The sequence below is a fragment of the Frankia umida genome (assembly GCF_023242945.1).
Classification (GTDB): domain Bacteria; phylum Actinomycetota; class Actinomycetes; order Frankiales; family Frankiaceae; genus Frankia; species Frankia umida.
The window spans coordinates 199,965-225,553 of the sequence record NZ_JALKFT010000005.1 but is presented as its reverse complement, the minus strand read 5'-3'; the positions used below and the strand labels follow the sequence as shown (position 1 = coordinate 225,553).

Annotated in this window: 25 protein-coding genes; 13 read left to right on the top strand and 12 right to left on the bottom strand. The window is 72.1% G+C overall.

Annotated features, from left to right (window positions below):
- Window positions 1–34 precede the first annotated feature (34 nt).
- A complete protein-coding gene (locus tag MXD59_RS07455; RefSeq protein ID WP_248824028.1) occupies window positions 35–1,834 on the bottom strand; it encodes a glutamine synthetase family protein in 1,800 nt (599 codons plus the stop codon).
- Between the two features lie 402 nt (window positions 1,835–2,236).
- On the opposite strand from MXD59_RS07455, the gene MXD59_RS07450 reads away from it, so the two are divergent.
- The 3 genes from MXD59_RS07450 (at window position 2,237) to MXD59_RS07440 (ending at window position 5,394) form a co-directional block, all read left to right on the top strand.
- Window positions 2,237–3,634, top strand: coding sequence for an amidohydrolase family protein (locus tag MXD59_RS07450; RefSeq protein WP_248824027.1), 1,398 nt, complete (start codon window positions 2,237–2,239; stop codon window positions 3,632–3,634).
- 89 nt (window positions 3,635–3,723) lie between these two features.
- A complete protein-coding gene (locus MXD59_RS07445) occupies window positions 3,724–4,263 on the top strand; it encodes a DinB family protein (RefSeq protein WP_248824026.1) in 540 nt (179 codons plus the stop codon).
- A gap of 204 nt (window positions 4,264–4,467) precedes the next feature.
- The gene (locus MXD59_RS07440; RefSeq protein ID WP_248824025.1) at window positions 4,468–5,394 is read left to right on the top strand and encodes a polysaccharide deacetylase family protein; all 927 of its coding nucleotides are present in this window, start codon (window positions 4,468–4,470) and stop codon (window positions 5,392–5,394) included.
- 89 nt (window positions 5,395–5,483) lie between these two features.
- Here the strand turns inward: MXD59_RS07440 and MXD59_RS07435 are convergent, their stop codons facing one another.
- Window positions 5,484–7,133, bottom strand: a complete 1,650-nt coding sequence (locus tag MXD59_RS07435; RefSeq protein ID WP_248824024.1) for a sensor histidine kinase — start codon at window positions 7,131–7,133, stop codon at window positions 5,484–5,486.
- Between the two features lie 16 nt (window positions 7,134–7,149).
- On the bottom strand, window positions 7,150–7,878 hold the full coding sequence (locus MXD59_RS07430; protein WP_248824085.1) for a response regulator transcription factor: 729 nt from the start codon (window positions 7,876–7,878) through the stop codon (window positions 7,150–7,152).
- Window positions 7,879–8,183: 305 nt separating this feature from the next.
- On the opposite strand from MXD59_RS07430, the gene MXD59_RS07425 reads away from it, so the two are divergent.
- From MXD59_RS07425 to MXD59_RS07415, 3 genes are all read left to right on the top strand, one after another.
- Window positions 8,184–9,134 carry an acyl-ACP desaturase gene (locus MXD59_RS07425; RefSeq protein WP_248824023.1) on the top strand — a complete coding sequence of 317 codons (951 nt, stop codon included), beginning with the start codon at window positions 8,184–8,186 and terminating at the stop codon, window positions 9,132–9,134.
- Between the two features lie 150 nt (window positions 9,135–9,284).
- Window positions 9,285–9,956, top strand: a complete 672-nt coding sequence (locus tag MXD59_RS07420; protein ID WP_248824022.1) for a hypothetical protein — start codon at window positions 9,285–9,287, stop codon at window positions 9,954–9,956.
- A gap of 31 nt (window positions 9,957–9,987) precedes the next feature.
- A complete protein-coding gene (locus tag MXD59_RS07415) occupies window positions 9,988–10,500 on the top strand; it encodes a hypothetical protein (protein ID WP_248824021.1) in 513 nt (170 codons plus the stop codon).
- Window positions 10,501–10,516: 16 nt separating this feature from the next.
- Here MXD59_RS07415 and MXD59_RS07410 read toward each other — a convergent pair whose 3' ends face one another.
- Together MXD59_RS07410 and MXD59_RS07405 are read right to left on the bottom strand one after the other, a co-directional pair.
- Window positions 10,517–11,161 carry a dTMP kinase gene (locus tag MXD59_RS07410; protein WP_163550298.1) on the bottom strand — a complete coding sequence of 215 codons (645 nt, stop codon included), beginning with the start codon at window positions 11,159–11,161 and terminating at the stop codon, window positions 10,517–10,519.
- Window positions 11,158–11,601: a hypothetical protein gene (locus MXD59_RS07405; RefSeq protein WP_248824020.1), complete on the bottom strand. Its 444-nt coding sequence runs from the start codon at window positions 11,599–11,601 to the stop codon at window positions 11,158–11,160. The genes MXD59_RS07410 and MXD59_RS07405 overlap by 4 nt, the downstream gene beginning before the upstream one ends.
- Window positions 11,602–11,757: 156 nt before the next feature.
- On the opposite strand from MXD59_RS07405, the gene MXD59_RS07400 reads away from it, so the two are divergent.
- The 6 genes from MXD59_RS07400 to MXD59_RS07375 all read left to right on the top strand — a co-directional run bounded on the left by MXD59_RS07400 (window position 11,758) and on the right by MXD59_RS07375 (window position 17,572).
- Window positions 11,758–13,152, top strand: a complete 1,395-nt coding sequence (locus MXD59_RS07400; RefSeq protein ID WP_248824019.1) for a sensor histidine kinase — start codon at window positions 11,758–11,760, stop codon at window positions 13,150–13,152.
- Window positions 13,149–13,790, top strand: a complete 642-nt coding sequence (locus tag MXD59_RS07395) for a response regulator (RefSeq protein ID WP_248824018.1) — start codon at window positions 13,149–13,151, stop codon at window positions 13,788–13,790. Before MXD59_RS07400 ends, MXD59_RS07395 begins: the two co-directional genes overlap by 4 nt.
- A 48-nt stretch (window positions 13,791–13,838) precedes the next feature.
- On the top strand, window positions 13,839–15,092 hold the full coding sequence (locus tag MXD59_RS07390) for an ABC transporter ATP-binding protein (protein ID WP_248824017.1): 1,254 nt from the start codon (window positions 13,839–13,841) through the stop codon (window positions 15,090–15,092).
- Window positions 15,089–15,925 carry an ABC transporter gene (locus tag MXD59_RS07385; protein ID WP_248824016.1) on the top strand — a complete coding sequence of 279 codons (837 nt, stop codon included), beginning with the start codon at window positions 15,089–15,091 and terminating at the stop codon, window positions 15,923–15,925. Before MXD59_RS07390 ends, MXD59_RS07385 begins: the two co-directional genes overlap by 4 nt.
- 143 nt (window positions 15,926–16,068) lie before the next feature.
- On the top strand, window positions 16,069–16,728 hold the full coding sequence (locus tag MXD59_RS07380) for a molybdopterin-dependent oxidoreductase (protein WP_248824084.1): 660 nt from the start codon (window positions 16,069–16,071) through the stop codon (window positions 16,726–16,728).
- Entirely contained in the window at window positions 16,715–17,572 is an 858-nt protein-coding gene (locus tag MXD59_RS07375; protein ID WP_248824015.1) for a cytochrome b/b6 domain-containing protein, read from the top strand. The genes MXD59_RS07380 and MXD59_RS07375 overlap by 14 nt, the downstream gene beginning before the upstream one ends.
- On the opposite strand, the gene MXD59_RS07370 is transcribed toward MXD59_RS07375, so the two are convergent.
- Both MXD59_RS07370 and MXD59_RS07365 read right to left on the bottom strand, forming a co-directional pair.
- Entirely contained in the window at window positions 17,538–17,954 is a 417-nt protein-coding gene (locus tag MXD59_RS07370; RefSeq protein WP_248824014.1) for a CD225/dispanin family protein, read from the bottom strand. The two genes, MXD59_RS07375 and MXD59_RS07370, sit on opposite strands and share 35 nt — an antisense overlap.
- A gap of 7 nt (window positions 17,955–17,961) precedes the next feature.
- Window positions 17,962–18,621, bottom strand: coding sequence for a CD225/dispanin family protein (locus MXD59_RS07365; protein ID WP_248824013.1), 660 nt, complete (start codon window positions 18,619–18,621; stop codon window positions 17,962–17,964).
- Window positions 18,622–19,127: 506 nt separating this feature from the next.
- Between MXD59_RS07365 and MXD59_RS07360 the strand changes: the two genes are divergently transcribed.
- Complete coding sequence (locus MXD59_RS07360) at window positions 19,128–20,465, top strand: glycoside hydrolase family 26 protein (RefSeq protein WP_248824012.1); 1,338 nt, start codon at window positions 19,128–19,130, stop codon at window positions 20,463–20,465.
- A gap of 15 nt (window positions 20,466–20,480) precedes the next feature.
- Here the strand turns inward: MXD59_RS07360 and MXD59_RS07355 are convergent, their stop codons facing one another.
- The 5 genes from MXD59_RS07355 to MXD59_RS07335 form a co-directional block, all read right to left on the bottom strand.
- Complete coding sequence (locus tag MXD59_RS07355; protein WP_248824011.1) at window positions 20,481–20,960, bottom strand: NUDIX hydrolase; 480 nt, start codon at window positions 20,958–20,960, stop codon at window positions 20,481–20,483.
- Window positions 20,961–21,080: 120 nt separating this feature from the next.
- Window positions 21,081–21,926 (bottom strand): TIGR03085 family metal-binding protein, encoded by an 846-nt coding sequence (locus tag MXD59_RS07350; RefSeq protein WP_248824010.1) that lies wholly within the window; start codon window positions 21,924–21,926, stop codon window positions 21,081–21,083.
- An 89-nt stretch (window positions 21,927–22,015) separates the two neighbouring features.
- Complete coding sequence (locus tag MXD59_RS07345) at window positions 22,016–22,456, bottom strand: response regulator (RefSeq protein ID WP_248824009.1); 441 nt, start codon at window positions 22,454–22,456, stop codon at window positions 22,016–22,018.
- Window positions 22,449–24,254, bottom strand: coding sequence for a sensor histidine kinase (locus tag MXD59_RS07340; RefSeq protein WP_248824008.1), 1,806 nt, complete (start codon window positions 24,252–24,254; stop codon window positions 22,449–22,451). Before MXD59_RS07340 ends, MXD59_RS07345 begins: the two co-directional genes overlap by 8 nt.
- Window positions 24,254–25,447 (bottom strand): PP2C family protein-serine/threonine phosphatase, encoded by a 1,194-nt coding sequence (locus MXD59_RS07335; RefSeq protein ID WP_248824007.1) that lies wholly within the window; start codon window positions 25,445–25,447, stop codon window positions 24,254–24,256. The genes MXD59_RS07340 and MXD59_RS07335 overlap by 1 nt, the downstream gene beginning before the upstream one ends.
- Between the last annotated feature and the right edge of the window lie 142 nt (window positions 25,448–25,589).

The window sequence follows — 25,589 nt, the reverse complement described above, 5'->3', positions numbered from 1 at the left end:
GGTCCGCTTCCACGCCGCGTCCGGCGGCGCGCGGTCAGTATCGCCAGCGGGTCGCGGCGACGACCTCCTCCGGCGCGGCGGCGGCGAACCGGCGGATCTCCGCGTGCCGGAGGGCGACGACCGTGTCGTGCAGCCGCGGCCCGCAGGCGGCCCGCAGCACCTCGTCCGCCTCGAAGGCCGCCAGCGCCGCGCTGAGGGTCGTGGGCAGCCGTCGGATGCCACGGCGATCGCGTTCGGCGGCCTCCAGCCGGGCGGGGTCGACGTCCACCGCGGCGGGCAGCCGGGCGCCGGCGAGCAGCCCGTCCTGCCCGGCGGCGAGCAGCGCCGCGACGACCAGGTAGGGGTTCGCCGCCAGATCGAAGCACTTCACCTCGAGGTTCGCCGAGCGCCCACCGGCCGCGGCCGGGCCCGGGACCATCCGCAGCGCCGCCTCCCGGTTCTCCCGTCCCCAGCAGGCGTACACACCCGCCCACCGTGACGGCACGAGCCGCAGGTAGGACGCGACGCTCGGGGCTCCCAGCGCCATCAGCGCCGGCAGCCGCCCCAGGATGCCCGCGGCGAACGCCTCCCCGGCCGCGGTGAGTCCGGCCGGACCCGAACCCGCCCCCATCAGGTTCACCCATCCGCCCTCGGCAAGACCCACCGACACCGCGTCCCACCGCGCCGACCCGACACCCGCCCCCGCCGCGGCCCCCGCCACGGCGCCGGGATCACCGTGTCGACGCGGGCCGGACGCATCGTGGGAGCCACGCTGGTTGCCGAGGTCGTCGAGGTCGTCCGGGTCGGCGCGCCACGGGCTGTCGTTGGCCCACAGACTGAGGTGGATGTGGCCGCCGTTGCCAACACCGCCGGCGACCAGCTGGGGGGCGAACGAGGCGCGCAGGCCGTGGCGCGTGCTGATCCCGCGGATGGTCTCCTTGACCAGCACGCAGGTGTCCGCGGCGGCGAGCGGGTCCTGTGGGGCGACCGAGACCTCGAACTGACCGGCGGCGTACTCGGGATGGATCTGCTCGACGACGAGCCCCTGGTCGGTGAGCGCCGCGACGACGTCACGCAGGTAGTCGGCGAGTTCGGTGACCCGGGTCATCCCGTACGCGGGTCCGCGCGCCGCCGGTACGAACTCGTCGGGGTCGGCGTCGGCGGTGGCCACCGTCCACTCGACCTCGAACGCGAGCGCCACCTCGATCCCCCGGGTGGCGAGCCGGGCCATCTGGCGGCGGACGAGTTCCCGGCCGTCCTGGGGATGGGGCTGGCCGTCCTGGTCGCGACGGTCCGCGGGTGCCCACGCCCAGCCCGGCTGGGCGGCCAGCAGGGTCAACCGGTCAAGGTCCGGATGCAGCCGCAGGTCGCCGACGGGGCTACCGGCCGCCGTGTCGCCGAGAATCGCGTCGTCGGGAAGAAAGGCGTCGAACACCGGCGACATGCCCACGCCCCAGACCGCCGCCGCGTCCAGCCGTCCGACCGGCACGCCCTTCACCCTCGTGATGCCGCTGTTGTCGACGAAGGTGCAGGCCACGCAGACCACCCCGCGCACCGCCAGGTTCGTCGCCGCGTGCCGTGCCGCCGCGGCGATCCGATCCCGCTCCCAGCCGCCCCGAACCGCCGCCAGCGTCGACGCCGCCACCGGCACCCCCCGCGACGACACCGCCGGTGCCGCCGCCGCTGCCGCCTCGCCCCCGTCCGACTCCCGGGACGTCCGCACCGCGACGGTCACCGCGGGGGACGCGGAGGTCGGTCTCGGGGGGGACACGTAGCCGGGCGAGGCCGCGGACGCGGGTGGGGTCGGATGGGCGGGGGGTGGCGTTGACACTGGTTTCGGACCGGGCTCGTTCATCGTCGCCTCCTCGGCGGATGCCTGCTGGCCACCCTTCCCCGCTGCGGCGACGCCGGACCGAAGGAGCGTGCTTCCGACGGCGCGCTGGTGCCCGAGAACATCGGACGAGACGCCGACCACAGCGCGAAGTGATAACCAAAAGTAGCCGAGCTGCCGGCCGTGGCTCGAGATCAGCGCGCGCCACCCTTGGCCCGTCCAACGTTTTCCACAGTTAGCTGCGAGTCAAGAAACTCTGAAAACACGCCAACATCACGGATTTCAGATCCGACTGTCCCCAGGAGCACCGTAGTTGTCCACACGTTATCCACAGGCGTCGTCCACTGGTGAATATCACTGTGTGCAACGACCGGGGGGACGTGCCAGCCAGGCATGACCAGCCCGTCCAGGGGGGATGCACCAGGGATGGCGCTGCGCGTGGACGGAGAGCTCATCGATCACCACTGCCATGGGCTCGTCCAACGGGACCTGGACCGGCCGGAGTTCGAAAGCATGCTCACCGAGGCGGACACGCCCGGACCGCCCGGCACCACCCTGTTCGACAGCCAGCTCGGGTTCGCCCTGCGCCGCTGGTGCGCGCCCCAACTCGATCTGCCGCCGCACGCCGAGCCCGACACCTACCTCGAGCGTCGCGCCGAACTCGGCCACGAGGAGGTCCACCGTCGGCTGCTCACCGCGGCCGGGATCACCACCTTCTGCGTCGACACCGGCTTCCAGCCCGAACCCCTGACCAGCTCCGCGCAGCTCGCCGCCTACGCCACTCCACCCGCCGCCACCCCGCCCACCGCCACCCCGCCCACCGCCACCCCCACCGGCGCTGCCACCAGCGCCACCAGCCCGCTGCCGGCGTGCGGTCTGGATGTCATGCGGCTGGAGCGGATCGCCGAGCTCGCCGCGGTCGACGTGCTCACCGGGCAGATCGGGGTGGGACATCTCGCGGACACGGTCCGTGCCCGGCTGGCCGACCGGTCATCGACGACCGTCGCGGTGAAGTCCGTTGCCGCCTACCGGGCCGGGCTGGAGCTTCCTGCGGTGCGGCCCACCGAGCGCGAGATCGCCGCCGCCACCCGGACCTGGATCAACGAGATACGTGGGGGTGCGCCGATCCGGCTGCATGATCCCGTCCTGCACGCGTTCCTGATCTGGTGCGGGGTGGACGCCGGGCTGCCCGTGCAGATCCACGTCGGCTACGGCGACAACGACCTCGACCTCACCCGCGGCAATCCGCTGCTGCTCACCGGCCTGCTGCGCGCCATCGCCCCGAGCGAGGTGAGCGTCCTGCTGCTGCACTGCTATCCGTACCACCGCGAGGCCGCCTATCTCGCCCAGGTCTTCCCGAACGTGCACCTTGATCTCGGCCTCGCCATCCACAACACCGGACGTGGCTCGGCCGCCCTGCTCGCCCAGGCGCTGGAACTGGCACCGTTCGCCAAGCTGCTGTTCTCCACCGACGCCTACGCGCTGGCCGAACTGTTCCTGCTCGGCGCGACCCTGTTCCGCCGGGGCCTGGCCAGCTTCCTCGACGCCGGCGTCGCCGACGACGCCTGGACGCCCGACGACGCCACCCGGATCACCCAGCTGATCAGCGCCGGCAACGCCCGCCGCGTCTACCGCCTGCCCGCGCCCCCCCAGCCCGCAGGCTTCCCCACCCGGCCCTCCCCCGCCCGAGCGGCGCGATCCCAGACCGCACGATCCGAGACCGGGCGTTCCCAGACCGGGCGATCCCAGACCGGGCGATCCCAGACCGCCGAGGAATCAGCTCGGACGGCCTCCCCACCCCCGCATATTGCGGCCAGGATCTGACCTCAATGGCCTCTAGGGTCGGTGACGGCGCACCGAGGCGACCGGCCTCGGCACCCGCGTCGACACCAGCCGACCACGGAGGCGACCCCATGAGCGAGGCCACGATCACCCCAGCCCACCCCACCCTGTCCGCGGACGAGGCCGACGCCCGGGCGGAGCTGCTGGCGCAGTTGGCGGGGCGACGGTTCTTTCTGCGTCACACCGTCGACGGACTCGACGACACGCAGGCGACCAGCCGGTCCACGGTGAGCGCGCTCAACCTGGCCGGCCTGATCAAGCACGTGGCGCTGACGGAGCAGGAGTGGCTGCGGTTCGTCCTTGAGGGCCCGACCGCCTTCGACGACAACCCGATCGCCCGCGAGGACGCGTTCCGACTGCTGCCCGGGGAGACCCTGGCCGGTGTTCTCGACCTGTACGCGCGGATCGCCCAGCGCACGGAGCAGATCATCACCAGCGAGATCGCGAGCCTCGACCAGGCCCACCCGCTGCCCCCGCGACCCTGGTTCCAGCCGGGCACCCAGTGGTCGGCCCGCACGGTGCTGCTGCACCTCATCGGCGAGACCGCCCAGCACAGCGGCCACGCCGACATCCTGCGCGAGGCCATCGACGGCCACCGCACCATGGGCTGACATACCAGCCCGAGAATCATCCAGCCAGACAGCACCACCTGTCCCGCACCATCTCGACAGGTAGGGCAGGACACACCGCGGCCGACCTGATTGGCGGCCTCGCCGACGGCCCGTTGTCTCGAAAGTGCTATTCGGACATTATTTTTTTCGCTGTCCGGCTTCCGATGGGATTATCGGAACGCCACGGATCGTACTGTTTCGGGAATGTCCGCTCATCCGGCGATGGATCGTCGACTGCTGCTGTCGATGTTGAGCATCGGTGCCGCCCAGGCGCTCATCGGGTGCGCGAGCGGCCACGCGGCCACCAGCGCGACGGCAGCCCTGCCGACCGGTGATCCCCCTGGGCACAGTGGCGGCGCCCGGTCACTGTCCGACAACCCCGCCTCGCCAGCCGGCGTCCACTCCCCGCTACCGCTGACCTCCCCGGACGCGCCGGTCACGCCCGTCCCCACACCCTCATCGCGGGGACTGCCCCCGATCCCGCCGGCGCGTCCGGGCCCGCCGACGACGGTCTTCCAGGCTCCCGGGCCGACCCGACGCATCGCCCTGACCATCGACGACGGTTATGACACGCGGACCGTCGCCGGCTACGTCGAGTTCGCCCAGCGGTCGAGGATCCCGCTCACCTTCTCTCCCAACGGGGCGTACAGCGCCGTCTGGAGCCCACATGCCGATGTGCTGCGGCCGCTGGTCGAATCAGAGCAGATACAGATCGTCAACCACACCTGGTCGCACCGAAGCCTGCAAAGCCCCCGGACGGACGCCGACATCCGGGCCGACGTGGAACGCAACGAACAGTGGATTCAGACCACCTTCGGCATTACCAGCCGCCCCTGGTTTCGCCCGCCCTACGGCGCCCACAACGCGCATGTGGACGGCCTTGTCGGTGAACTCGGCTACACCAGGATTCTGCTGTGGAACGGCAGCTTCGGCGACTCCACCCTGATCACCCCCGAGCAGCTGATGTCCCTGGCCTCCCGCTATCTGCAGCCCGGCACGGTCATGCTCGGCCATGCCAACCACGCCACCATCCTCGGTCTGTTCTCGCAGGTGGAGAAGCTGATCGCCGAACGCCGCCTCGAGCCCGTCACCCTCGACACCATGTTCGGCACCTCTCGCTCCGTCGGCTGACCACCTCCGGCCCCTCCGGCCCCTCCGGCCCCCTGACCCACGATCCGGACGGACGGACGGCACCACAGCCACCGCCGGACGAGCCGGCATCACCTCGGCAGTGTCAGGCGGAAGGTCGTGCCGACGCCGGGAGAGCTGGTGGCCTCGATGCGGCCGCCGTGGGCCTGCGCGATCGCGGCGACGATGGACAGGCCCAGGCCGCTTCCGCCGCGGCCGCCCGCCCGGCTGTCCGCGGCTCGGTAGAAGCGGTCAAAGACGTGCTCGACGACGTCCGCCGGCATCCCCGGGCCCTCGTCGACGACCTCGAGCAGCACGACACGGTGTTCCGCGGAACCGATCTGGTGTTCCGCGGAACCGTCCCGTGCGTCCACGCGGCCGCGCGGGTGTTCCGCGGAACCGTCGCGCGGCGCGAGCGCGGGTGTGCCGGACCGCGGGGACGAGTGGGGCATGGCGACGGGGTGCGGGTGGGCGGGATCCGGCTGGGCGGGGTGCAGGTGGATGGTGACGGGAGTGTCGGGTGGGGTGTGGATGCGGGCGTTGGTGAGCAGGTTACCGACGAGCTGGCGCAGGGCGTCGATGTCGCCGTGGACGAGGCAGGCCGGCGGCAGTTCGGCGTGGACGGGCCGGTCGGGGGCGGCGGCACGCAGATCGGCGACGGCGTCGCGGACGACCGCGGCCAGGTCGAACTCGGCCATCGGCAGCGGCCGCTGACCGTCCAGCCCGGCGGTATCCGGACGTCCGCCGGGGTCGTGATGGGCCGGGTCGTGATGGGCCGGGTCGTGATGGGCCAGGTCGAGGTAGGCCAGATAGAGAAGGTCGTCGACGAGGGTGGCCATCCGGGTCGCTTCGGCCTGGACGCGGCGCAGGGCGGCGTCGGTGTCCTGCGCCGGGACCATCCCGGCGCGCAGCAGGTCGGCGTAGCCGCGGATGGAGGTCAGGGGGGTGCGCAGTTCGTGGGCGGCGTCGGCGGCGAAGCGGCGTTCCTGTTCCTGGGAGGCGACGCGGGCGGCGAAGGCGGCCTGGATCTGGGCGAGCATCGTGTTGAGGGCGGCGGCGAGCTGACCGGTCTCCGAACGGGAGTCGTCGGCGGGAACCCGTCGGTCCAGGTCACCGTCGGCGATCGCGGCGGCCGTGCCGATCATCTGGCGCAGGGGACGCAGGCCCCGGGTCAGCAGCATCCAGGCGAGCCCGGCCAGGACGAGCAGCACCGCGGCCCCGACAGCCAGCTCGATGCGGACCAGCCTGCGGACCGTGTCGGCGACCGGTCGCAACGGCAGGGCGACCAGCACCCGGCTGCCTTCGGCGTAGACGCGGTCGACGGCACGGTAACGGGCACCGTCCGCGGTGACCGTGAACGGATGCGACACGTCCGAGGTGGTGCGCGGGGCGACGCTGGTGAGCCGACCCGCGCGGGCGGCCGCGTCCAGCAGCAGGGTGGACGGCGGGGTGGGGCTGGCGGCTCCGGTGATCCGGCGCACCATGCCGTTGGGTCGGCGGATCTCCAGCAGGTAGTCGCTGGGGCCGTCGACCTGGTCGACCCCGGAACGTTCCAGCAACCGCAGCCGGTTCGTCATGATCGCCGGGGTGGCGCCGCCGAGCTGCTCGACCCGGACGAGCTGGTCGTCCACCCGCGCGAGCAGGTAGGCGCGCAACGCGAAGGCGCTGGCCGTCCCCGCGACAGCGAGCCCGAGCGCGCACAACGCCACCAGACCCGCCATCAGCCGAAGCCGCAGGGTCATCGGATCACCCATCGGGTCATCCGGGTGTCCCCGGCGGCAGCCGCAGCGCGTAGCCGAAGCCGCGCTGGGTGTGCAGGAGCGGGCCACCGTGCTGGCCGAGTTTGCGACGCAGGTAGCTCACGTACTGGTCGACCACCGTGGATTCCCCGACGTAGTCGTAGCTCCACACCGCGTCCAGGATCTGGGTACGCGACAGCACCCGGCCGGGATTGGTCAGGAAGTAGCGCAACAGCGAGAACTCGGTCGGCGACAGTTCGATCGGTGCGCCGGCGCGGGTGACCAGGTGTGTGTCGGGGTCCAGCACGACGTCGGCGAAGCGCAGCACCGCCGGCGCGGGTCTGGTGCGACGCAACACGGCCCGGACCCTGGCGACCAGCTCGTCCACGGCGAACGGCTTGGTGACGTAGTCGTCCCCACCGTAGGTCAGCCCGGCGATCTTGTCCCGGTGGGAGTCCCGCGCGGTGAGATAGACGACGGGGACGTTCTGCCCGTAGTCGCGCAACTGACGGCAGACCTCGAAGCCGTCCACGTCCGGCAGCATCACGTCGAGGATCACGAGGTCGGGTTCGGCCTCGGCGGCCAGACGCAGGGCGCCGTGTCCGGTGGAGGCGGTCACGACGTCGAAACCGTGGAAGCGCAGCGCCATCCGCAGCAGGTCCACGATGTTCGGCTCGTCGTCGACGACGAGAACCCGCGGCGCCCGCTCACCGCCGGCGGGACGGTCGTTGGCCGGTGCGGGTGTCATGCCGGCTCCCTCGAGGTAGGCGTGCCGCTGGCGGGCGGTGCGTCCACACCGACCTGTGCGCGCCATCCAGTTCATCGGAACAGCGTGAGAGTTTCATGTGAAGAACCGACTGCACCGACTGCACCGACGGTGCCGACAGTGCCACGGACGTGGCGGAACGGGACAGTGCGGGACGGGAAGGGGTCCGGCGGGGGCCAGGCGCGTTGCGTACGGTGGCCGACTTGATCCGGGGGTACAGTCCGCCAGTCGGGTTTCCACTCCCGGCGGCCATGGTTGACCCGCCTCGAATCTGGAACTGTTTCCTAATGAGATCCCTTACGGACCTGGATCTGCTCCGCGAGTTGGAGCCGGTCGCCGAGGAGAACCTTCGGCGACACCTCGGCATCGCCGTGGAGTGGATGCCCCATGAGTACGTCCCCTGGGGCCTTGCGCGAGACTTCGACGAGCTGCCCTGGGAACCCGGTCAATCGGTGTTGCCGACGGTCGCCCGGATCTCCTTCGAACTCAACCTGCTCACCGAGGACAACCTGCCCAGCTACCACCGTCTCATCGTGTCCGGCTTCGGCCAGGACAGCGCGTGGGGTACCTGGGCCAATCGATGGACGGCCGAGGAGGGTCGGCACAGCATCGCGATGCGTGACTATCTGATGGTCACCCGCGGTTCGGACCCGCAGGTCGTCGAGCGCGACCGGATGTTCCAGATGTGCAACGGCTACGACCGGCCGAACCTCGGCCCGCTGCGCACGCTGGCCTACGTGTCGTTCCAGGAGCTCGCCACCCGGGTCAGCCATCGCAACACCGGCCGGGTGTGTGCCGAGCCGATCGCCGAGCGGCTGCTCACCCGCGTCGCCACCGACGAGAACCTGCACATGATCTTCTACCGGAACCTGGTCGCCGCCGCGCTGGAGATCTCACCGTCGGCGACGCTCGCGGCCATCCGCGACGAGCTCATGGGCTTCGAGATGCCCGGTGTCGGGATTCGCGACTTCCGGCGCAAGGCGATCCAGATCGCCCAGGCCGGCATCTACAACCTGCGCATTCACCATGACGACGTGGTCGCCCCGGTCCTGCGGCAGTGGCGACTGGCCGAACTCGAAGGTCTGGACGCCGCCGGCGAGCAGGCCCGCGACGAGATCGTCGCCTTCGTCGCGGCACTGGACGACGCCGCCAGCCGTCAGACGGAGAAGTTCGCCGAGGCCGATGCCCGCCGGGCCCGCGCCGACGCCCGCCGCACGGAGGCCATGGCCAGCGCCTGACGCTCCTTGGGGAGGATTGGGCGAGTCGTCCAGTCTGTCCGGATGGATCGTGTACGTGCTAGGGTCCGGGCCGTTGACACCAACGGACAGACCTGAACGCACTCGTACGCATCTGTACGCACCGGACGGAACTGGACGGACGGAGCCGCCGTGAGCCTGCCCCGAGGCAGCCACCGGATCACTCTCCCGCAGCTCGGACTCGGCCTGGTGGCCGTCGCCGCCGTGGCGGTCGCTGTCCTGCTCAACACCCCCAACGCGGGCAACCCTGCCGAGGGCGCCAGCGGCGTCGGCACATCCTCGTCGCTGATCGATCCGGGCGGTGCCTCCGCCTCACCGGCGGCTCCCGGCCCGTCGGGCGGGAAGGTCGACGGGGTTCCGGCTCCGGCCGCGGCCGTGGTCTCCGGGCCGTCGCCGGTGGGGCCGGGCAAGGTCGCCCAGCGGGTATCCGCCGCCGACGAGCGGCTCCCGTCCGTCCGCCAGCAGGCACCTGTGGCCCCACCCGATCGGGGTGGATCGGGCGTGTCCGGCGCTGGCCCTGGCGGCACGGGTGTGAGCGACGCTGGTGCGGGCGAGACCGGCGCGGGCGGGACCGGCGTGGGCGATACTGCTGGCACTGTCAGTGACGGAGCGCCTGACCTGGGCGGGGTCGTGGCCGGTGTGGTCAGCGCGGTCGCCCAGAATCCGCGGACGGCAGCCCCGGCCCCGCTTGGGCCGCCGCGGCCCGCCACGCCCTCGCCGCCGCAGCGTCTGGCGGACGTCGAGGTGGACGTGCGCCTGCCCGCCGTCGCGATCGCCCTGCCAAACTGCCTGATCAACTGCTGACGGACCAGGTGACTGGACGGACGGAGTGCTCGTGGGTCTGCATCGACCTGGCTATCGGATTCCCCTCCCGCAGGTGGCCCTCGCCGTCCTGGCCGTCGCGGCGGTGGTCGTCGCCCTGCTGATCAAGTCGCCGGGTTCCTCCCCGTCCCGCGAGGCCGGTAACACCAGCGCGGACGGCAGGTCCGGCGGCGCGGCCACGACCGGCATCGGACCGTCCGGCACCCCCGCACCTCACGTCCCGACCGACGGTGGCACCGGCACCGGTCGCGGTGCGACACCCGCACCGCCGGTCGCCACCAAGATCGCCTCATCGGCCTCCGTCGACGCGGCCGCGGACTCCCCCGACGCGGACCCGACCGCCGCCAGCGCCGCCCGGTACGACACCGATGCCGACCCGACCGCCGGCGACACGGGCGCCCAGCCCACCCCCCGTGACCGGGTGAACCCGGGCTCGACGCCGGCGCCCCGCCGTCCGTCCGGAAGCCGGCCCGGCGAGCTCAACCTCCCCGTCGTCACCATCCCCACCTGCCTGTTCACCTGCTGAAGCCGCGGAGAACGGCCTACGACGCGGTGATCCGAAGCTCGCGGAGGATGGCGTCGACGCCGGACTCGCGGCCGACGACCAGCCAGGGCGAGGCCCAGTTCGCGGCGGCAAGCTCCTCGTAGAGGTGGGCGCAGCGGGCCTGGAGGCCGTCGTCGGACTCGAAGGTGTCCCGTAGCCGAGCCGGGTCGGCGGCGGCGCGGGCGGTGGCGTCCGCGCGGGCCTGGGTTGTCGAGACCCGCAGGAGAACCTGAAGGTCGGGAATCGGGAGGCCGAGGGAGCCGAACTCGAGATCGGCGATCCAGGCGGGGAAGTCGGCCCGTTCGGCCGTGGGCAGCCGGGCCGCACCGTAGGCGGCGTTCGACGCGACGTAACGGTCGAGCAGCACGACGTCGGACGCGGCCAGCAGCGCGTCCAGTTCGGGCCGGGACGCGGCACGGTCCAGCGCGAACATCAGCGCCGTCGCCCGCGGCGAGGCCGACACGGCCGCAAGCCCACCCCCACCGGCGAGCATGGTGCGGATGGCCGGGCCGAGGGGTTCGGCGTCGTACCGGGGGTAGGCCAGGGTGGCGACGCGGCGGCCAGCGGCGGTGAGGCGGGCGACGAGACGTTCGGTCAGGGTGTTCTTGCCGGCACCGTCGACGCCCTCGATCGTGATGATCATTCCATCACCGGCTGGTTGCGGAAATGCTCGACGACCGCGTCCGACCAGGCCAGCAGCCGCCCGGCGAGGGTCGGGGTGATGCCGGCAAGCTCCGCGGCCGCTCCGATCCGGGCGAAGCGGGCCGGCTGCGGCAGCAGGGCGATCGTTCCGGCCTTGCCCTGGAAGCCGGCCCACAGGCCGGTCAGCGCGGCGCCGTCGATGGGTGGCAGTGCGGCCGCCGCCGTCCCCAGGACCGCCCTGGACCACCAGCCTTCGCCGCGGATGACCGCGGAGGCCGCGGGCTCCCCACGCACGATGTCCAGACCACCGGTGACCAGGTTGTTCCCGTTGCGCACCGCGACCAGCGGATGGCGGTACTCCAGCCGGTCCCCCCGCCCGGCGAGGCACGCCGCCAGATACCACAGGGACAGCAGCGCCGGCGGCGTTCCCGACACGAGCATGCGGCCCTCCGCTCCGACCACCGAGCACGACGCACGCATACCCGGCCACTGACTACCCGGCTCGCGCAGGAGCCTAGCGCTGTACGCGACGTGCCGTAGGCGAGGTACGTCCGCAGGCGGATGACCTGCCCGTCCGCGAGCCGTTACCGTCGCGGGATGGCGGACGCGGCGAGGCGTACGGCGCGGTGGGCGGCGGAGGTCCTCCGGCTGGTCGTCGCGGCGGCGGTGGTGATCGGCGGTTCGGCGGGCGCGTCGCACGACGTCGAGAGTGGGCGTCAGCTGGACGCCGCGGCCTTCGTGTTGCTCGGGTTGCTGACGGGCACGGTGCTGCTGCGTGAACGGTCGCCGTTGATGATGGTGGTGGTGGCCGCTCCTGTGCTCGGGGTCTATCTCGGCGCCGGGTATCCGCATGGGCCGTCGTTCGCGCCGCTGGTGGTGGCGCTGCTGTCGCTGGGTCTGCATCGTGATCGCCGGATGGCCTGGTGGGCCGCGGGCGGCGCCGCCGTGCTGGTGCTCGCCGGGACGACGGTGGCCGCCGTCCGCCAGGAGCCGGCGTCCGGGTGGGGATGGTCCGTCCGCGTCCTGGTGGTGATCCTGGTCTGCGGTGTCCCGACTCTGATCGGGATTCTGCTGCGCGGCAGTCGTGGGGCCGCGGCCCGGGCCAAGGAGGAGGCCACGCTGCGCCGGATCGAACAGGAGCGGCTGCGGCTGGCGCGGGAGGTCCATGACGTGGTCGGGCACAGCCTGTCGGTCATCTCGCTGCGCGCCGCCGTCGCCCTGCACGTCCTCGACCGCCGACCCGAGCAGGCCCAGTTGGCGCTCGAGGCGATCCGCCGGACCAGCGTCGACGCCCTCGAGGAGCTGCGTGCCACCCTGACCCTCAGCCGTGCCGGCACCCTCAGTCGAGTCGGCCCTCTCTCCCCCAGCCTCAGCCCCGCCACTGCTGCTGCCCCTGCTCCTGCTCCTGCTCCTGCCGCCGCTACTGCCGCCGCCGCCGGCCCAGGCCCTGGCACGTCCGAGCCCCGTGCGTCCGAGGTGGACGCGCCGGCTCCGCCGTTGACCGGGTTGCGGCGGCTGTCGTCGCTGGTGGACGAGGTGCGGCTGTGTGGGATACCGGTCGAACTGCGCCTGGGCGGGGTGCCGGAACAGCTCGAACACCTGCCGCTGGACGTCGACCTGGCGGCGTTCCGGATCATCCAGGAGTCGCTGACGAACGTGCTGCGACACACCGCACGCGGTACGACCCGGGTCGAGGTGGTCGTGACCCTCGCCGAGCAGCGGCTCACCCTCGAGGTCGTGGACCACGTCCTCGACCAGATCCCACCGGTCGTCGACGATGTGGCGCCGGTGGGTCACGGACTCACCGGCCTGCGGGAACGCACGGCGGAGCTGGGTGGGACGATGTCCGCGGGACCGGTGGCCGACGGCTGGCGGGTACACGCCGTCCTGCCGGCCCGCGCTCAGCCGCACTCGGGCGCACCGTCGCTGGCGGCCCCACCGCCGGGGGCGCGGCCGGTGGAGGCGGCGCCGCGGCGGCGGGGAGTGTCGTGATTCGGGTCGTGATCGCGGACGATCAGCCACTGGTGCGCCTGGGGCTGCGGGTTCTGTTGGAGACCGAGGACGATCTGACGCTGGTCGGCGAGGCCGAGAACGGTCAGGCCGCGGTCGACATGGTCCGCGCGACCCGGCCGGACGTGGTGCTGCTCGACATCCGGATGCCGGTGCTCGACGGCCTGGCCGCGCTGCGCGCGATCGTCGCCGAGCCGGCGTTGGCGGCGACCAGGGTCATCATCGTCACCACGTTCGAGGTGGACGAGTACGTCTTCGAGGCGCTGCGCTCCGGGGCGTCCGGTTTCCTGCTCAAGGACGCGGAGCCGGCCGATCTGTTGCGCGCGGTTCGGGTGGTCGCGGCGGGCGAGTCGCTGCTGTCCCCGTCGGTGACCCGCCTGGTGATCGACACGTTCGCCCGCCGACCGACCCTCGACGCCCCTGACCTGCGCAGTCTCACCGAACGCGAACGCGAGGTGATGGGCCTGGTGGGTCGCGGCCTGTCCAACGACGAGATCGCCGCCCGCCTGGTCATCAGCCCGGCGACGGCACGCACCCACGTCAGCCGGGTGATGGTCAAACTGGCCGCCCGCGACCGCGCGCAACTGGCCGTCCTCGCCCACCAGTCCGGCCTCGGCTGAGCGCCACCCGGCCGAGGCGCGCAGCCTGGACTGCGCGCGGTTACGTAGGTGCATGTCGCTGTCCGTCGGACGACGCACGCGACCCGCACCGGCACGCTGCTCGACATGACAACAGCGATCGGCCGCCCGCCCGGGGCGACCCCGACACCACCAGGCTCCGCCCGATCCGCGCCCGGACCCGCCGCCGGCTCCCCCACCTGGCCGTCCACAGACGTCCCCAGTGCCACAGGCCTCCCCAGCGCCATTGACGTGCGGGGACTGACGAAGCGATACGGCCGACGCACCGCGGTGGACGGGCTGGACATCACGATTCCCACGGGGGTCGTCGCCGGCTTCGTCGGACCGAACGGTGCCGGCAAGACCACCACACTGCGGATGCTGCTCGGCCTGGTCCGGCCCAGTGGCGGCGACGGGACCGTCCTCGGGCAGCCGCTGCGGGCCCCCGCCTCCTACCTGCCCCGGGTGGGTGCGCTGATCGAGAGCCCGGCGCTGTATCCGGCGCTGTCGGGCCGACGTAACCTCACCGCCCTCGCCGTCCTCGCCGGCATCCCCCGCGCCCAGGTGGACGCACGGGTCGAGACGATCCTCGACCAGGTGGGGCTCGCCGGCCGCGGCGGTGACCGCTTCCGCTCCTACTCCCTGGGGATGAAGCAGCGCCTCGCGATCGGCGCCGCCCTGCTCACCGACCCGGACCTGCTCGTCCTGGACGAGCCGACCAACGGTCTGGACCCGATCGGCATCCGCGAGATGCGCACCCTCATCCGCTCGCTGACCGGACGCCCCACCCAGCCCCCCGAGACCGACGCCGACGCCGGTTCCGCTCGCCCGCGGGGGCGGACGGTGCTCGTCTCGTCCCATCTGCTGGCCGAGGTGGAGCAGATCTGCGACTGGCTGATCGTCGTGGAGGGCGGCCGGCTCGCCTACCAGGGGCCCACCGACCGGCTGATGGCCAGCCACACCGTCGACGTCGTCCTGCGCCCGGAGCACGACCACGACCTCGCGCCCCTGACGGACCTGCTCGCCGGCCTTGGCCTACCGGCCACCCGCGGGGAGCGCGACGTCGTCGTCACGGTGGACGCGGGAGACCGCGAGTCCCGGGAGTACGTCCGCGCGCTCGCCGAGGTGAACCGGGCAGCGGCGTCCCGCGGCATCACCCTGATCGAGATGTCCCCCCGGCGCGACAGTCTTGAGGACCGCTACCAGGGTCTCGTCACCGCGGCCCGCGCCGGCGGGGCGACTCACCCACCCACGACACACACGTCCACGGCGCACACGTCCACGGCTCAGGAGGCTCGGCGATGAACGGTGTTCGATCGACGTGGCGGTCCCTGCGGGCCGAGCTGGTGAAGGTGTGGCGGCCGAGCACGGCGGTGGCGACAGGGCTGCTGGCGGCGCTCAGTGTGCTCTCGACCGTCCTCATCCTCGGTCTGGCGGACGATCCCGCGCCCGGCGGCGGACCACCGGCGCCTGGCTCCGGCGACGGGGCGGTGGGGTTCACCGTGACGACCACCCAGCTCACGGCCGCATCCGGGATAGCTCGTGGGTTCGCGGGTGGCAGCACCTTCACCGGACTGCTGGTCTTCCTGGTGGTCGCCATCGCGATCACCCTCGAATACGGCCAGGGAACGCTGCGCACCCTCTTTCTGCGCGAGCCGCGCCGGCTCGGCTGGCTGGCCGGGCGGATGATCCTCACCCTCGCGCTGGTCGCGGTGGCGCTGGTCGCGGCCCTGGTGCTCAGCGTGGCGGCGGCGGTGGTGACCGCCGGGATCCGCGGCATCGACACGTCCGCCTGGTGGAGCGTGGACGGTGCCCGCGCGCTCGCCACCAGTTACCGCAACGCCCTGCTGGCGTCGGCGTTCTTCAGCGTGGTCGGTACCGCGCTCGGCGTGGCGCTGCGGTCCACGGCGGTGACGCTCGCCGCCGGTGTCGCCTGGATGTTCCCCCTCGAGCACATCATCGAGGCGTCGTGGAACGGCGCGGGCCGGGTCTTCCCCGGCCTGGTCTTCGACACCGTCGGCCAGGGCGGCGTCGCCGACGTCAGCTACGGCGACGCCCTGCTCGTCGGGACGGCCTACGCCCTCGGCGCGGCCGCCGTCGCCGCGCTCACCCTCACCCGCCGGGACATCACCTCCTGACCCGCCACGGGACGTCTCCTTGCGACGCTGACGGCTGCGGGCCGTGCTGGTCCGGCGGCCGGTCGGGTTTGTTAAGGAACCGGGTGTTCACTGAGAAGGTGGCATCCGAGGGCACGCCGGTGGGCCGGCGGATCGTGCTCGGGATGGTCGCGCTCGGTGCCGCGGGCATCGCTGTCGGCGCACGGGTCGAGCGGGTACTGGAGCGGGCCATCGACCCGGTGCGGCGCAGCGATCCGACCGGCCTGTCCGATCTCGTGCCCATCGGCAACTTCCGCTACTACTCGGTCACCTCCAGCGTCCCGCGGCTCGGGCCGGCCGACTACCGGCTGCGCGTGCACGGCCTGGTCGACCGGCCGCGGACGCTGACACTCGCCGACCTCGGCGCGATGCGCCAGACCGCGCTGGTCCGCGACTTCCAGTGCGTCACCGGCTGGCGGGTCGGCAACGTGCACTGGTCCGGGGTGCTGCTGAGCGACCTGCTGGCCGCCGTCGGGGTCCGGCCCACCGCGCGGGCGCTGACGTTTCGCTCCTTCGACGGCAGCTACACCGAGAGTCTCACCCTCGACCAGGCCACCCGACCGGACGTCCTGGTCGCCCTGAGGATGCTCGACGGCCCGGTCACCCACGACCATGGCGGACCCGTCCGCCTGTACATCGCGCCGATGTACGGCTACAAGTCGATCAAATGGCTCGGCGAGATCGAGGCCGTCGACCATGTCACCCCCGGCTACTGGGAGCAGCGCGGCTACGACGTCGACGGCTGGATCGGCCGCTCCAACGGTCGCGACGATGACCCCGTCTGAGTTCCCCGTCGTGCCGACGACCCCGGGCGAGCCGGCTGTTCCCTCGGACGCGGGGCGCGGCGGCGGGGTGGCGTCCGTGCGGCGGTTCGGGCGAGCGACCCGGCTGGTCCACTGGACGACCGCCGCGGCGATGGGAAGCTGCCTGATCACCGGGGCCGTGCTGCTGCTGCCACCGTTGGCCGAACTCGTGGGCCGGCGGCGACTGGTCGAGACCATCCACCTGTACTCCGGGCTGGCTCTGCCCATCCCGATGCTCGTCGCGGCAGGAGCCGTGAGCTACCGCCGCGACGTCCGCGCGCTCAACCGTTTCACCACGTCGGACGGGGCCTGGCTGCGGGCCAGGCTACGGCTCGGGGCCTGGCGACGGGCCCGAGCCCGGGGTGTGACCGCCGGTGGGGTCGGCAAGTTCAACGCCGGCCAGAAGCTCTACGCCGCGTTCGTCGCGGGCGGCATCCTGGTGATGCTCGGCACCGGCGTCCTGATGCAGTGGGGTCCGGACCTGCCCGGCGGTCTACCGGACGCGTGGCGCACCGGCTCGACCTTCGTCCACGACCTGCTGGCCTACGGCCTGTTCTTCGGCGTCGCCGGCCACCTCTGGATGGCCGCACACGACCCGATCGCCCGGGTCGGCATCCGCACCGGCACCGTTCCCGCCTGGTGGGCCGCCCGCGAACACCCCGCCTGGACGACATCCGCCGCCCGCCCCCACCGCACCCTCGACGAGGACACCCTGACCGACGAGGACACCCTGACCGACGAGGACACCCTGACCAGCGAGGACACCCCGACCAGCGAGGACGACCCGGCCGTCAGGCCCGGTCGTGCGCGATCGCCACGAGGATGACGACCGCGACGACGTAGGTCAGCAGTACCACCACGAACGTGATCAGCGAGACGATGCACCAGCGTCGCGCCCGAGCCGACGCCTGGCGGGCCGCCCGCACATCCCCCAGTTGCAGCCGGTTCTGCGCGATCGACGCGTACACCAGCGCGATGGCGCCGGTGGGCAGGCAGCACAGCAGGGTGGCAACCAGCGACTGCCACAGATAGGTCCGGACCGGTCGCTCCCACTCGACCTCACCCGACGGCCCGACCTCGACGACCGGGACCCCGACCTCGACGACCGGGACCCCGGCCTCGCCCACACCGCCGTACTCCACGAACACGTCCTCGTCGGCGGAGGTGCCGTGGTCGGCGGAGTCGGCGGGATCAGGCCGGACGGGCATGGGACGCTCAGGTCGTCAGCGGGCCGAGGGTGGAGAATCCGCCACTCGAGTCGTCGTCGAACGCGCCGGAGAACCCCAGGATCAGGACGATGGCCAGCGGCACGATGGCCAGCAGCAGCGAGATGACGCACCACATCCGCGCCTTGCTGGACGCGTTGCGGGCACCGTCGATGTCACCGATCTGCCGGCGCGGATCGACCTTGGTCGCGTAGAGGATCGCGACCACGCCGGCTGGCAGACAGCACAGCAGCGTCACCACGATCGACTGCCACAGATAGTTCGGGACGGGCTGGCCGTAGGGCGGCGGCGGGCCGAACCCACCGGGAGCTCCGTAACCCTGCGGCGCCCCGTAGCCCTGGGGCGCGCCGTAGCCGCCCGGTGGCGGACCATAGCCGCCGGCGGGCTGCCCGTAGCCCTGCGCGTCCTGCCCCTGCTGGTAACCGGGCTGGCCGTAACCGGGCTGGCCGTAACCGGGCTGGCCATAGCCGGTTCCGGGCTGAACGTAGCCACCCTGGCCGTATCCACCCTGCTCGTAACCGGAGTTGGGGTGGCCCTGGCCGGGCTGGTTCCAGTCGGGCTGGCCCTGCCCCTGGTCGTAGCCGCCCTGCCCCGGCTGGTAGCCGCCCTGGGGATCCGTGCCCGACGGGTACTCGGGTGGCTGGGACATTCGGTGTGCTCCTGGCGTCTGGAAAAGTCGTGGGTGAGCGGACGACCCCAACCACGGCGACCGCTCGCTCGTGGGCACATGCGCGCGAGCACATTGTGGCACAACGGGACCTTGTTGACCTCCGTGTGCCGTCCCGCCGGTCGTGGCATCGGCGACCCTCGCGGCCGGCTGGCCGGCCACCTTCGCGAGGGCCCCCGGAGACCCCCGATTCGGCACTCAGACCGCGAATCTCACCCGAAGAACAAGGGACACACATCGCTCAGGCGGTCATCCTACGGACATCTAAGACATACTGCGCTACCTGGGACGTCCCCAAAAATTTCGTCCGTGTAGTGTCCGGTCATACCTGACCAGATCGACCACTGGGGCACCGAGGGGGTACCCCGGCCGCACCCCACATCGACATCTCTGGCCGCTGCGCGACATGGAGGTCATCCGCTTCGCTCGCGAAGCCGGGACCCGGGGGGGTTCTGACGCCGACACGCCACGCACGGAGGGATACCGCGGTGAAGCACCGATCGGAGGGCACGTCCGGTCCGCCGAAGGCCCGCGCTGGCTCACGGCGTCGACGGCGGCACTCCCGCCATCCGGTCTGGCTCGCCTCGCTTGGCGTGCTGGCCATCCTGGCCGCGGCGATCGGCTGGAACCTCGCCCCCACGGGCGACAGCACTGACGGCGCGTCCACCATCGAGGCGGCGGCCGCGCACCCGAACCAGCATCGTGGTCGGCCTTCCGCCAGCCCGACCCCCTCGGCCAGCGCCACCGCGCGCGGCACCACCTCGCCCGCCCCCAGCCCGGCCGCGGGCGGCACCGGCACCGGCAAGTCCGGGGCAACCGGTACGTCCGGTACATCCTCCGGTACCGCGTCGGGCTCCCGGACGACCACGACCACCGCGCCGCGCACCACCACCCCCACGCGGGCACCCGCCGCACCCGTGGTGGCCCCGCCGGCCGTGTCCGGTGGCGGCGCCGTTCCCGGTGGGATGAGCGGGTTGGCCGCCGGCTCCCTGACACAGGTGAACGCGTGGGCGGCCTTCCGCGGCTCCCCGGTCACCGCCGTGGTCGCCTTCAGCGACCGGTCCAGCTGGCAGACGATCACGAACCCGTGGCTGGGTTCGGGCCCGGAGAAGCTTTCGACCTTCGCCGGCACCTGGGTGATCTCGCAGCCGTTCTTCCCGAACGGGCAGGGTGACATGAACTCCTGCGCGAACGGTGCCTACAGCAGCCAGTGGGCGAGCTTCGGCCGCTGGCTCGTCGCCAAGGGGCGGCCCGCCAGCATCGTCCGCCTCGCCTGGGAGTTCAACGGCGACTGGTTCCCCTGGTCGGTGTCGAAGACGAACGCCACCACCTGGGTCAACTGCTTCCGGCAGGTCGTCAGCGCCATCCGCTCGACCGACCCGCAGGCCCGCATCGACTGGGCCCTGAACGCACACAGCGGTGGAGCCTGGTCGGTCTACCCGGGTGACGCCTACGTCGACATCATCGGTGTGGACACCTACGACCACTGGCCGGCGAGCACCAGCGACGCCACCTTCGCCACCCAGTGCGCCGAGGCCACCGGCCTGTGCTCGGCGATCGCCTTCGCCCGCCAGCACGGCAAACAGTTCTCGGTGCCCGAATGGGGCCTGGTCGGCAAGTCCGACACCGGTGCCGGACGGGCGGGGAAGGCCGGCGGCGACAACCCCGTCTACATCCGCAACATGTACAACACGTTCAAGGCGAACAAGGACATCCTCGCCTACGAGGCGTACTTCAACGACTCCGCGCCGGGCAACGTCCACTCGTCCCTGCTGAACCCCAACGAGAACCCGAACGGCGCCGCCACCTACGCCTCCCTGTGGTAGTCGCCTGAAGGTCGGTCACAGGCGTAGGGGGGTGCTCGGTGGGCCTCCCGAAAGCCAGCTGTCGAGCAGGCGCACCAGACCGGTCGGGTAGACCGTGTCGCCGGTCACGCGCAGTTCGGCCGCCGTCCACCAGGACCAGCCGAGAATCGACCGGCGCTCCGTCTCCGTCCACCGCGAGGCGTCCGGCTCCGGTCGATGCGGCACGCGGACGGCGTAGAACGTCTCGGCCTGGCGATAGTCCCGACCCAGGTAGGTGAAGGACGTCCGGCGGGTCGCGACCGGCTGGCCCGTGTCGGCCAACCGGTAGCCGACCTCCTCGAAGATCTCCCGGACCGCCGCCTGCTCCGGCGTCTCGCCCGGATCAAGCCCCCCGCCCGGCACATGCCACCAGGACGGCGCCGCGTCCAGGCTCGGATCATGGGAGCGGATCAGCAGCACCGCGTCCGTCGGATCGACCAGCAGCACACGCGCGGCCCGCCGGGGCTTCGCCACCATGCTCCCAGCCTCGCAGCCCTCGCCCATCAGTGCCGGCGAATTGCGCCGAATGCCCGATGTCCGCCCGGCCACGCGGCTCGCCGCCCGCGCCGCGGCGGGGATCGGTGGGGGTCGGACGACTCAGAGCCCGATGGGGGCGTGGCGCAGGTGGTCGATGTCGGCGGCGGTGCCGCGCAGGTCCACCTGGGCGATCCGGCCACGGCCGAACGCGAACAGGAGGATCTCCTCGGGGAGGCCGACTATCTCGACCACGGGATCGCCGCCGCGCAGTGTGAGCCGGCCAGGGCGGTCGGTGCGTTCGGCGACCACGCCGATGCCGGCCCGGCGGAAACCGACCAGTCCGGCCAGGCGCAGGGCGTTCCACATCATGCCGCGGCTGGCCACGTCGAGATCGCGGGGCTTCCAGGCGATGTCGATGTCCAGGCCGAACCCGAAGCCGAGGTTGGAGCCGACGCTGGAGCCGTCTGTGGATCCCGCGCTGGGATCGGCGCCCGGACCCGCGCCGGAACCCGAACCGGAACCCGAACCGGAGCCTGCACCGGAGCCCACGGCGGAACCGACGGCGGAGCGTGCGCCGGCGCCGATGGTGGAGCGTGCGGTCGGGACCGCGGTGGAACGGCGGATGTCCTCGGCGTGGATGAAGAACTCGACGAGGTTGGTGGCGTCGTCGAGCGGGCCGAAGCGGGTCGGATGCCAGCGGGGCGGGCCGGCGCGGAAGATCTCGATCAGGTCCGGATACGGATGGGCGCGCATGGTGGCGCGCTCTGCTCGTTCGGTGATGCCGTGCAGGCGGCCGATCACCAGGCCGGGAGCGGCCCACGGTGACCGCTCCCGGGTGACCAGATGGGCTGCCAGGTCGTGGTTCGTCCAGCCCGTACACAGCGTGGGATGGGCCGGGCCGTACTCGCCGAGCAGATCGGCCAGGGCCTGGCGCTGCACGCGGGCGGGTCGTGGTCCGGTGGCCATGTTCGCACTGTAGGCGACCTCGGCCCGTCCGCGCGGCAACGCCGACCGCCAGCTACCGCATCGGGCAGAGGAAGGTCACTGGCGCCGGGTCACTGGCCGGGGAGGCGGGCGACGGTGACGAAGAAGTCGTCGATATGGCGGACGACCGCGACGAAACGGTCGAAGTCGACCGGCTTGGTGATGTAGGCGTTGGCGTGCAGGTCGTAGCTGCGCAGCACGTCCTCCTCGGCCTCGGACGTGGTGAGCACGACGATCGGGATGCGTCGCAGGCGCTCATCGGCCTTGACCTCGCGCAGGACCTCCCGTCCGTCACGGCGGGGCAGGTTGAGGTCGAGCAGGATCAGGTCGGGCCGGGGGGCGCCGGCATACTCGCCCTCGCCCCGCAGGTAGGCGAGCGCCTCGACGCCGTCGCTGACGACGTTGAGATGGTTGCGCAGTTTGTGGTCCGCGAACGCCTCACGGGTCATGAGGACGTCCCCGGGGTCGTCCTCGACGAGCAGGACCTCGACAGGGACGAGCTGTTCACTCACGTTGTTCTCCGGACGGTCGGGCGGCCTTGGCGGCGCGGACGAGATCGACAGCGCCGGCAGACACAGGGCCGACGGATACAACGGGAGATGGCGCCGGGGAGTCGGCGCCAGGCACGGAGGCGGCGGGCACGGAGGCCGCGGCAGCGGCGGCGGCAGCGGCGGCGGCAGCGGGGGCGGCGGCGGTGCGGCGCGGGAGGGTGAAGCGGAAGGTGGTGCCGGGGCGGGCCTCGGTGTCGAGCCAGATCAGGCCACCATGGAACTCGATGATCTTACGGCACAGGGCGAGACCGATACCGGTCCCGGCGAACACCTCCCGGCTGTGCAGACGCTGGAAGATGACGAAGATCTTCTCGGCGTACTCGGTTTCGATGCCGATGCCGTTGTCGGCACAGGAGAACTCGAAGGCATCGGCGTGTTCGACCACACCGATGTGCACCCGCGGCGGATCCTCCCCGTGGAACTTCAGGGCGTTGCCGATCAGGTTGGTCAGCAGCTGGGTGAGCAGCATCGGGTCGCCGCGCACGATCGGCAGTTCGTCCGCGCTGACCTCGGCGTCGAGGCTTTCGATCGTCAGCGACAGGGTCGTGGTGGCACGGGTGAGCAGCTCGCCGAGGGGGATGTCGACGAAGCTCTCGGTGGTCCGTCCGACCCGGGAGAAGGCAAGCAGGTCGTTGATCAGCTGTTGCATCCGCTTGGCGCCGTCGACGGCGAAGGCGATGTACTGGACGCCGCGGTCGTCGAGCTTGTCGCCGTAGCGGCGTTCGAGCAGCTGGCAGAAGCTCGCGACCTTGCGCAGGGGCTCCTGCAGGTCGTGCGAGGCGACGTAGGCGAACTGCTCGAGGTCGCGGTTGGAGCGGCGCAGCACCTCGGCCTGCGCCTCGACCTCGCCGCGGGCCGCCCGGGCGACGCCGAGCTCACCGATGAGCTGCTGGCGCATCAGCTCGACGGCGGACGCGAGCGTGACGATCTCCGGCGGACCGGTGGGTTCGACCACATGGTCGAGGCTGCCGGTGGCGACGGTGCGGGCGTCCCCACCGACCTGTTCGATCGGACGGGTGACCCAGACGCGCAGCGCCCAGTAGATCGCGGCGAACAGGGCCACCAGCGCCGCGGCACCGATCAACAGCGCTATCACCAGGAAGTTCAGCGCGCTCCGGACATCCGAGCGGGCCTCGCTGGCGTGTTCGAGCAACACCGCGTTGAGCGCGTTGGCGCTGCCGCGGACCGCGTCGAACAGGACCTTGCCGGGGGCCAGCGGCACCTGACGGGCTGCCGAGACGCCCTGGGCGCGCACCGCGGCGATCGCCGGGTCGGCGTACGCGGTGTGCCAGGCACGGATGCGCGCGTCCAACGCCGTGACACCGGCCAGCAGGTCGGGCCGGCCGGCCAGCACCCCACGCAGCTCGGCGAGATCACGGCGTTCCTCGGTCCGTCCGGCGTTGTAGGGAGAGAGGTAGTCCTCGGTGCCCTGCAGCAGGTAGCCGCGCAGGCCGGTCTCCTGGTCCACCACGCTGGCGACGAGCCGGTTGGACGCCAGCAACGCCGGCGCCATCACGTCGCTGCGGGTGTGGATGGCATCGGTGAGCCGCACCAGCGACGACGCGACCACACCCACCACGACCAGCAGCACCACCGCCGCGATCACATAGGTGACTCCCAGTCGCCGCCGCAGTCGCCACCTACCCAGCCCGGACGAACCACCCCCGGTCGCACCATCCCCGGCCGGGCCACCGGCGGCCGGGGCACCAGCCGTCGGCGCGCCATCCGTCGGCGCGCTGGGTGCCGCGGCGGCGGGCATCAGTCGTCGCCCCGCATCAGCAGGAGCAGGGCGACGTCGTCGGTGAGCGGGCCGCCGTTGCGGGCCTCGATCCGGTCGATGAGACTGTCGAGCAGGCGGTCGGGGCCCTGAGGCGGCCACAGCTTCGCGAGCTCGGGGAGAACCCCCTCCCACCCCAGGGGTTCGCCACCGGGGCCGTCACGACCCTCCAGCAGGCCGTCGGTGGCCAGCAGCAGCGCCCAGCGCGGGCCGAGCTCGACCCGCACCTCCTGGGTCAGGTCCTCGTCGAGGATGCCGAGGGCGGGGCTGACGACATCACCGGGCAGGGCCGCGAGCCGCGGATACAGAATCGCCGGGGGCGGATGCCCGGCCAGGCGCATCCGGGCGTACTCACGATCCGCGGCGATGGAGAGCTCACAGACCGTCGCGAAAATCTCATCATGATCTCGTTCGCTGACCAGCACCCGCTGGAGATACCCCAACCGGTCGGCCTCCCGCACACCGGCGAGCACAAGTGTTCGCCACGCGATACGCAGGCTCACCCCGAGGGCCGCCTCGTCCGGGCCGTGCCCGCAGACATCGCCGAGCAGGACGTGCAGGACACCGTCGGGCGTCGCCACCATGTCGTAGAAGTCCCCGCCGAGCAGCGACTGGCGCCGACCGGGGCGATAGCGGGTGTCGTGGCGCAGCCGCAGGTCGTCGTAGAGGGGGCGCGGGAGCAGGCCGCGTTCGAGCCGGGACCGCTCCGCGGCCTGCAACTCGGACTCACGCAGCGCCTGGGCGGCCGTGTCGGCCCTGGTCCGCTCGATCGCGTAACGCACCGCGCGGACCAGGTCGCGCCCGTCCACCTGGCCCTTGACCAGGTAGTCCTGCGCGCCCGCGGCGACGGCCTGCTCGCCGCGGTACTCGTCGACCAGACCGGTGAGCACGACGACCGGCGCACCGGACTCGACCTCGAGCAGCCGCCGCAGCGCGGACAGACCCTCGCTGTCGGGCAGGCCGAGATCCAACAGGATGCAGGCGGCGCCGGCGCTGCCGACCAGCGCCTCGGCGACGGTGCGCACCCGGGTGACGGAGACCGGGGCGGACACCTCCTCCAACAGCTCGGAGACGAGGAAGGCATCCCCGTCATCATCCTCGACCAGCAGGATCGGCCAGATCACGTCCGCTGGCGTCGCGGGCGCCGGGGCGACGGCGCTCTCGGTTCCGGACACATCTCCTCGGCAGTGCACGACGTGCAGGCCATATCGGCCCAACCTGGACCCGAAGCATGGCATGTCGAGTGGCAGACGCGGGGCAGGGAACACCGAACGGGCTTGTCGTCGCGGTCATTACCCGACCAAGGTCAGTAACATT

What these genes read in the sequence shown, in the direction of transcription:
- MXD59_RS07455 (WP_248824028.1), bottom strand. Translation starts at nt 1,834, where the DNA reads ATGAACGAGCCCGGTCCGAAACCAGTGTCAACGCCACCCCCCGCCCAT.
- MXD59_RS07450 (WP_248824027.1), top strand. Translation starts at nt 2,237, where the DNA reads ATGGCGCTGCGCGTGGACGGAGAGCTCATCGATCACCACTGCCATGGG.
- MXD59_RS07445 (WP_248824026.1), top strand. Translation starts at nt 3,724, where the DNA reads ATGAGCGAGGCCACGATCACCCCAGCCCACCCCACCCTGTCCGCGGAC.
- MXD59_RS07440 (WP_248824025.1), top strand. Translation starts at nt 4,468, where the DNA reads ATGTCCGCTCATCCGGCGATGGATCGTCGACTGCTGCTGTCGATGTTG.
- MXD59_RS07435 (WP_248824024.1), bottom strand. Translation starts at nt 7,133, where the DNA reads ATGACCCTGCGGCTTCGGCTGATGGCGGGTCTGGTGGCGTTGTGCGCG.
- MXD59_RS07430 (WP_248824085.1), bottom strand. Translation starts at nt 7,878, where the DNA reads ATGACACCCGCACCGGCCAACGACCGTCCCGCCGGCGGTGAGCGGGCG.
- MXD59_RS07425 (WP_248824023.1), top strand. Translation starts at nt 8,184, where the DNA reads ATGAGATCCCTTACGGACCTGGATCTGCTCCGCGAGTTGGAGCCGGTC.
- MXD59_RS07410 (WP_163550298.1), bottom strand. Translation starts at nt 11,161, where the DNA reads ATGATCATCACGATCGAGGGCGTCGACGGTGCCGGCAAGAACACCCTG.
- MXD59_RS07405 (WP_248824020.1), bottom strand. Translation starts at nt 11,601, where the DNA reads ATGCTCGTGTCGGGAACGCCGCCGGCGCTGCTGTCCCTGTGGTATCTG.
- MXD59_RS07400 (WP_248824019.1), top strand. Translation starts at nt 11,758, where the DNA reads ATGGCGGACGCGGCGAGGCGTACGGCGCGGTGGGCGGCGGAGGTCCTC.
- MXD59_RS07385 (WP_248824016.1), top strand. Translation starts at nt 15,089, where the DNA reads ATGAACGGTGTTCGATCGACGTGGCGGTCCCTGCGGGCCGAGCTGGTG.
- MXD59_RS07380 (WP_248824084.1), top strand. Translation starts at nt 16,069, where the DNA reads ATGGTCGCGCTCGGTGCCGCGGGCATCGCTGTCGGCGCACGGGTCGAG.
- MXD59_RS07375 (WP_248824015.1), top strand. Translation starts at nt 16,715, where the DNA reads ATGACCCCGTCTGAGTTCCCCGTCGTGCCGACGACCCCGGGCGAGCCG.
- MXD59_RS07370 (WP_248824014.1), bottom strand. Translation starts at nt 17,954, where the DNA reads ATGCCCGTCCGGCCTGATCCCGCCGACTCCGCCGACCACGGCACCTCC.
- MXD59_RS07365 (WP_248824013.1), bottom strand. Translation starts at nt 18,621, where the DNA reads ATGTCCCAGCCACCCGAGTACCCGTCGGGCACGGATCCCCAGGGCGGC.
- MXD59_RS07355 (WP_248824011.1), bottom strand. Translation starts at nt 20,960, where the DNA reads ATGGTGGCGAAGCCCCGGCGGGCCGCGCGTGTGCTGCTGGTCGATCCG.
- MXD59_RS07350 (WP_248824010.1), bottom strand. Translation starts at nt 21,926, where the DNA reads ATGGCCACCGGACCACGACCCGCCCGCGTGCAGCGCCAGGCCCTGGCC.
- MXD59_RS07340 (WP_248824008.1), bottom strand. Translation starts at nt 24,254, where the DNA reads ATGCCCGCCGCCGCGGCACCCAGCGCGCCGACGGATGGCGCGCCGACG.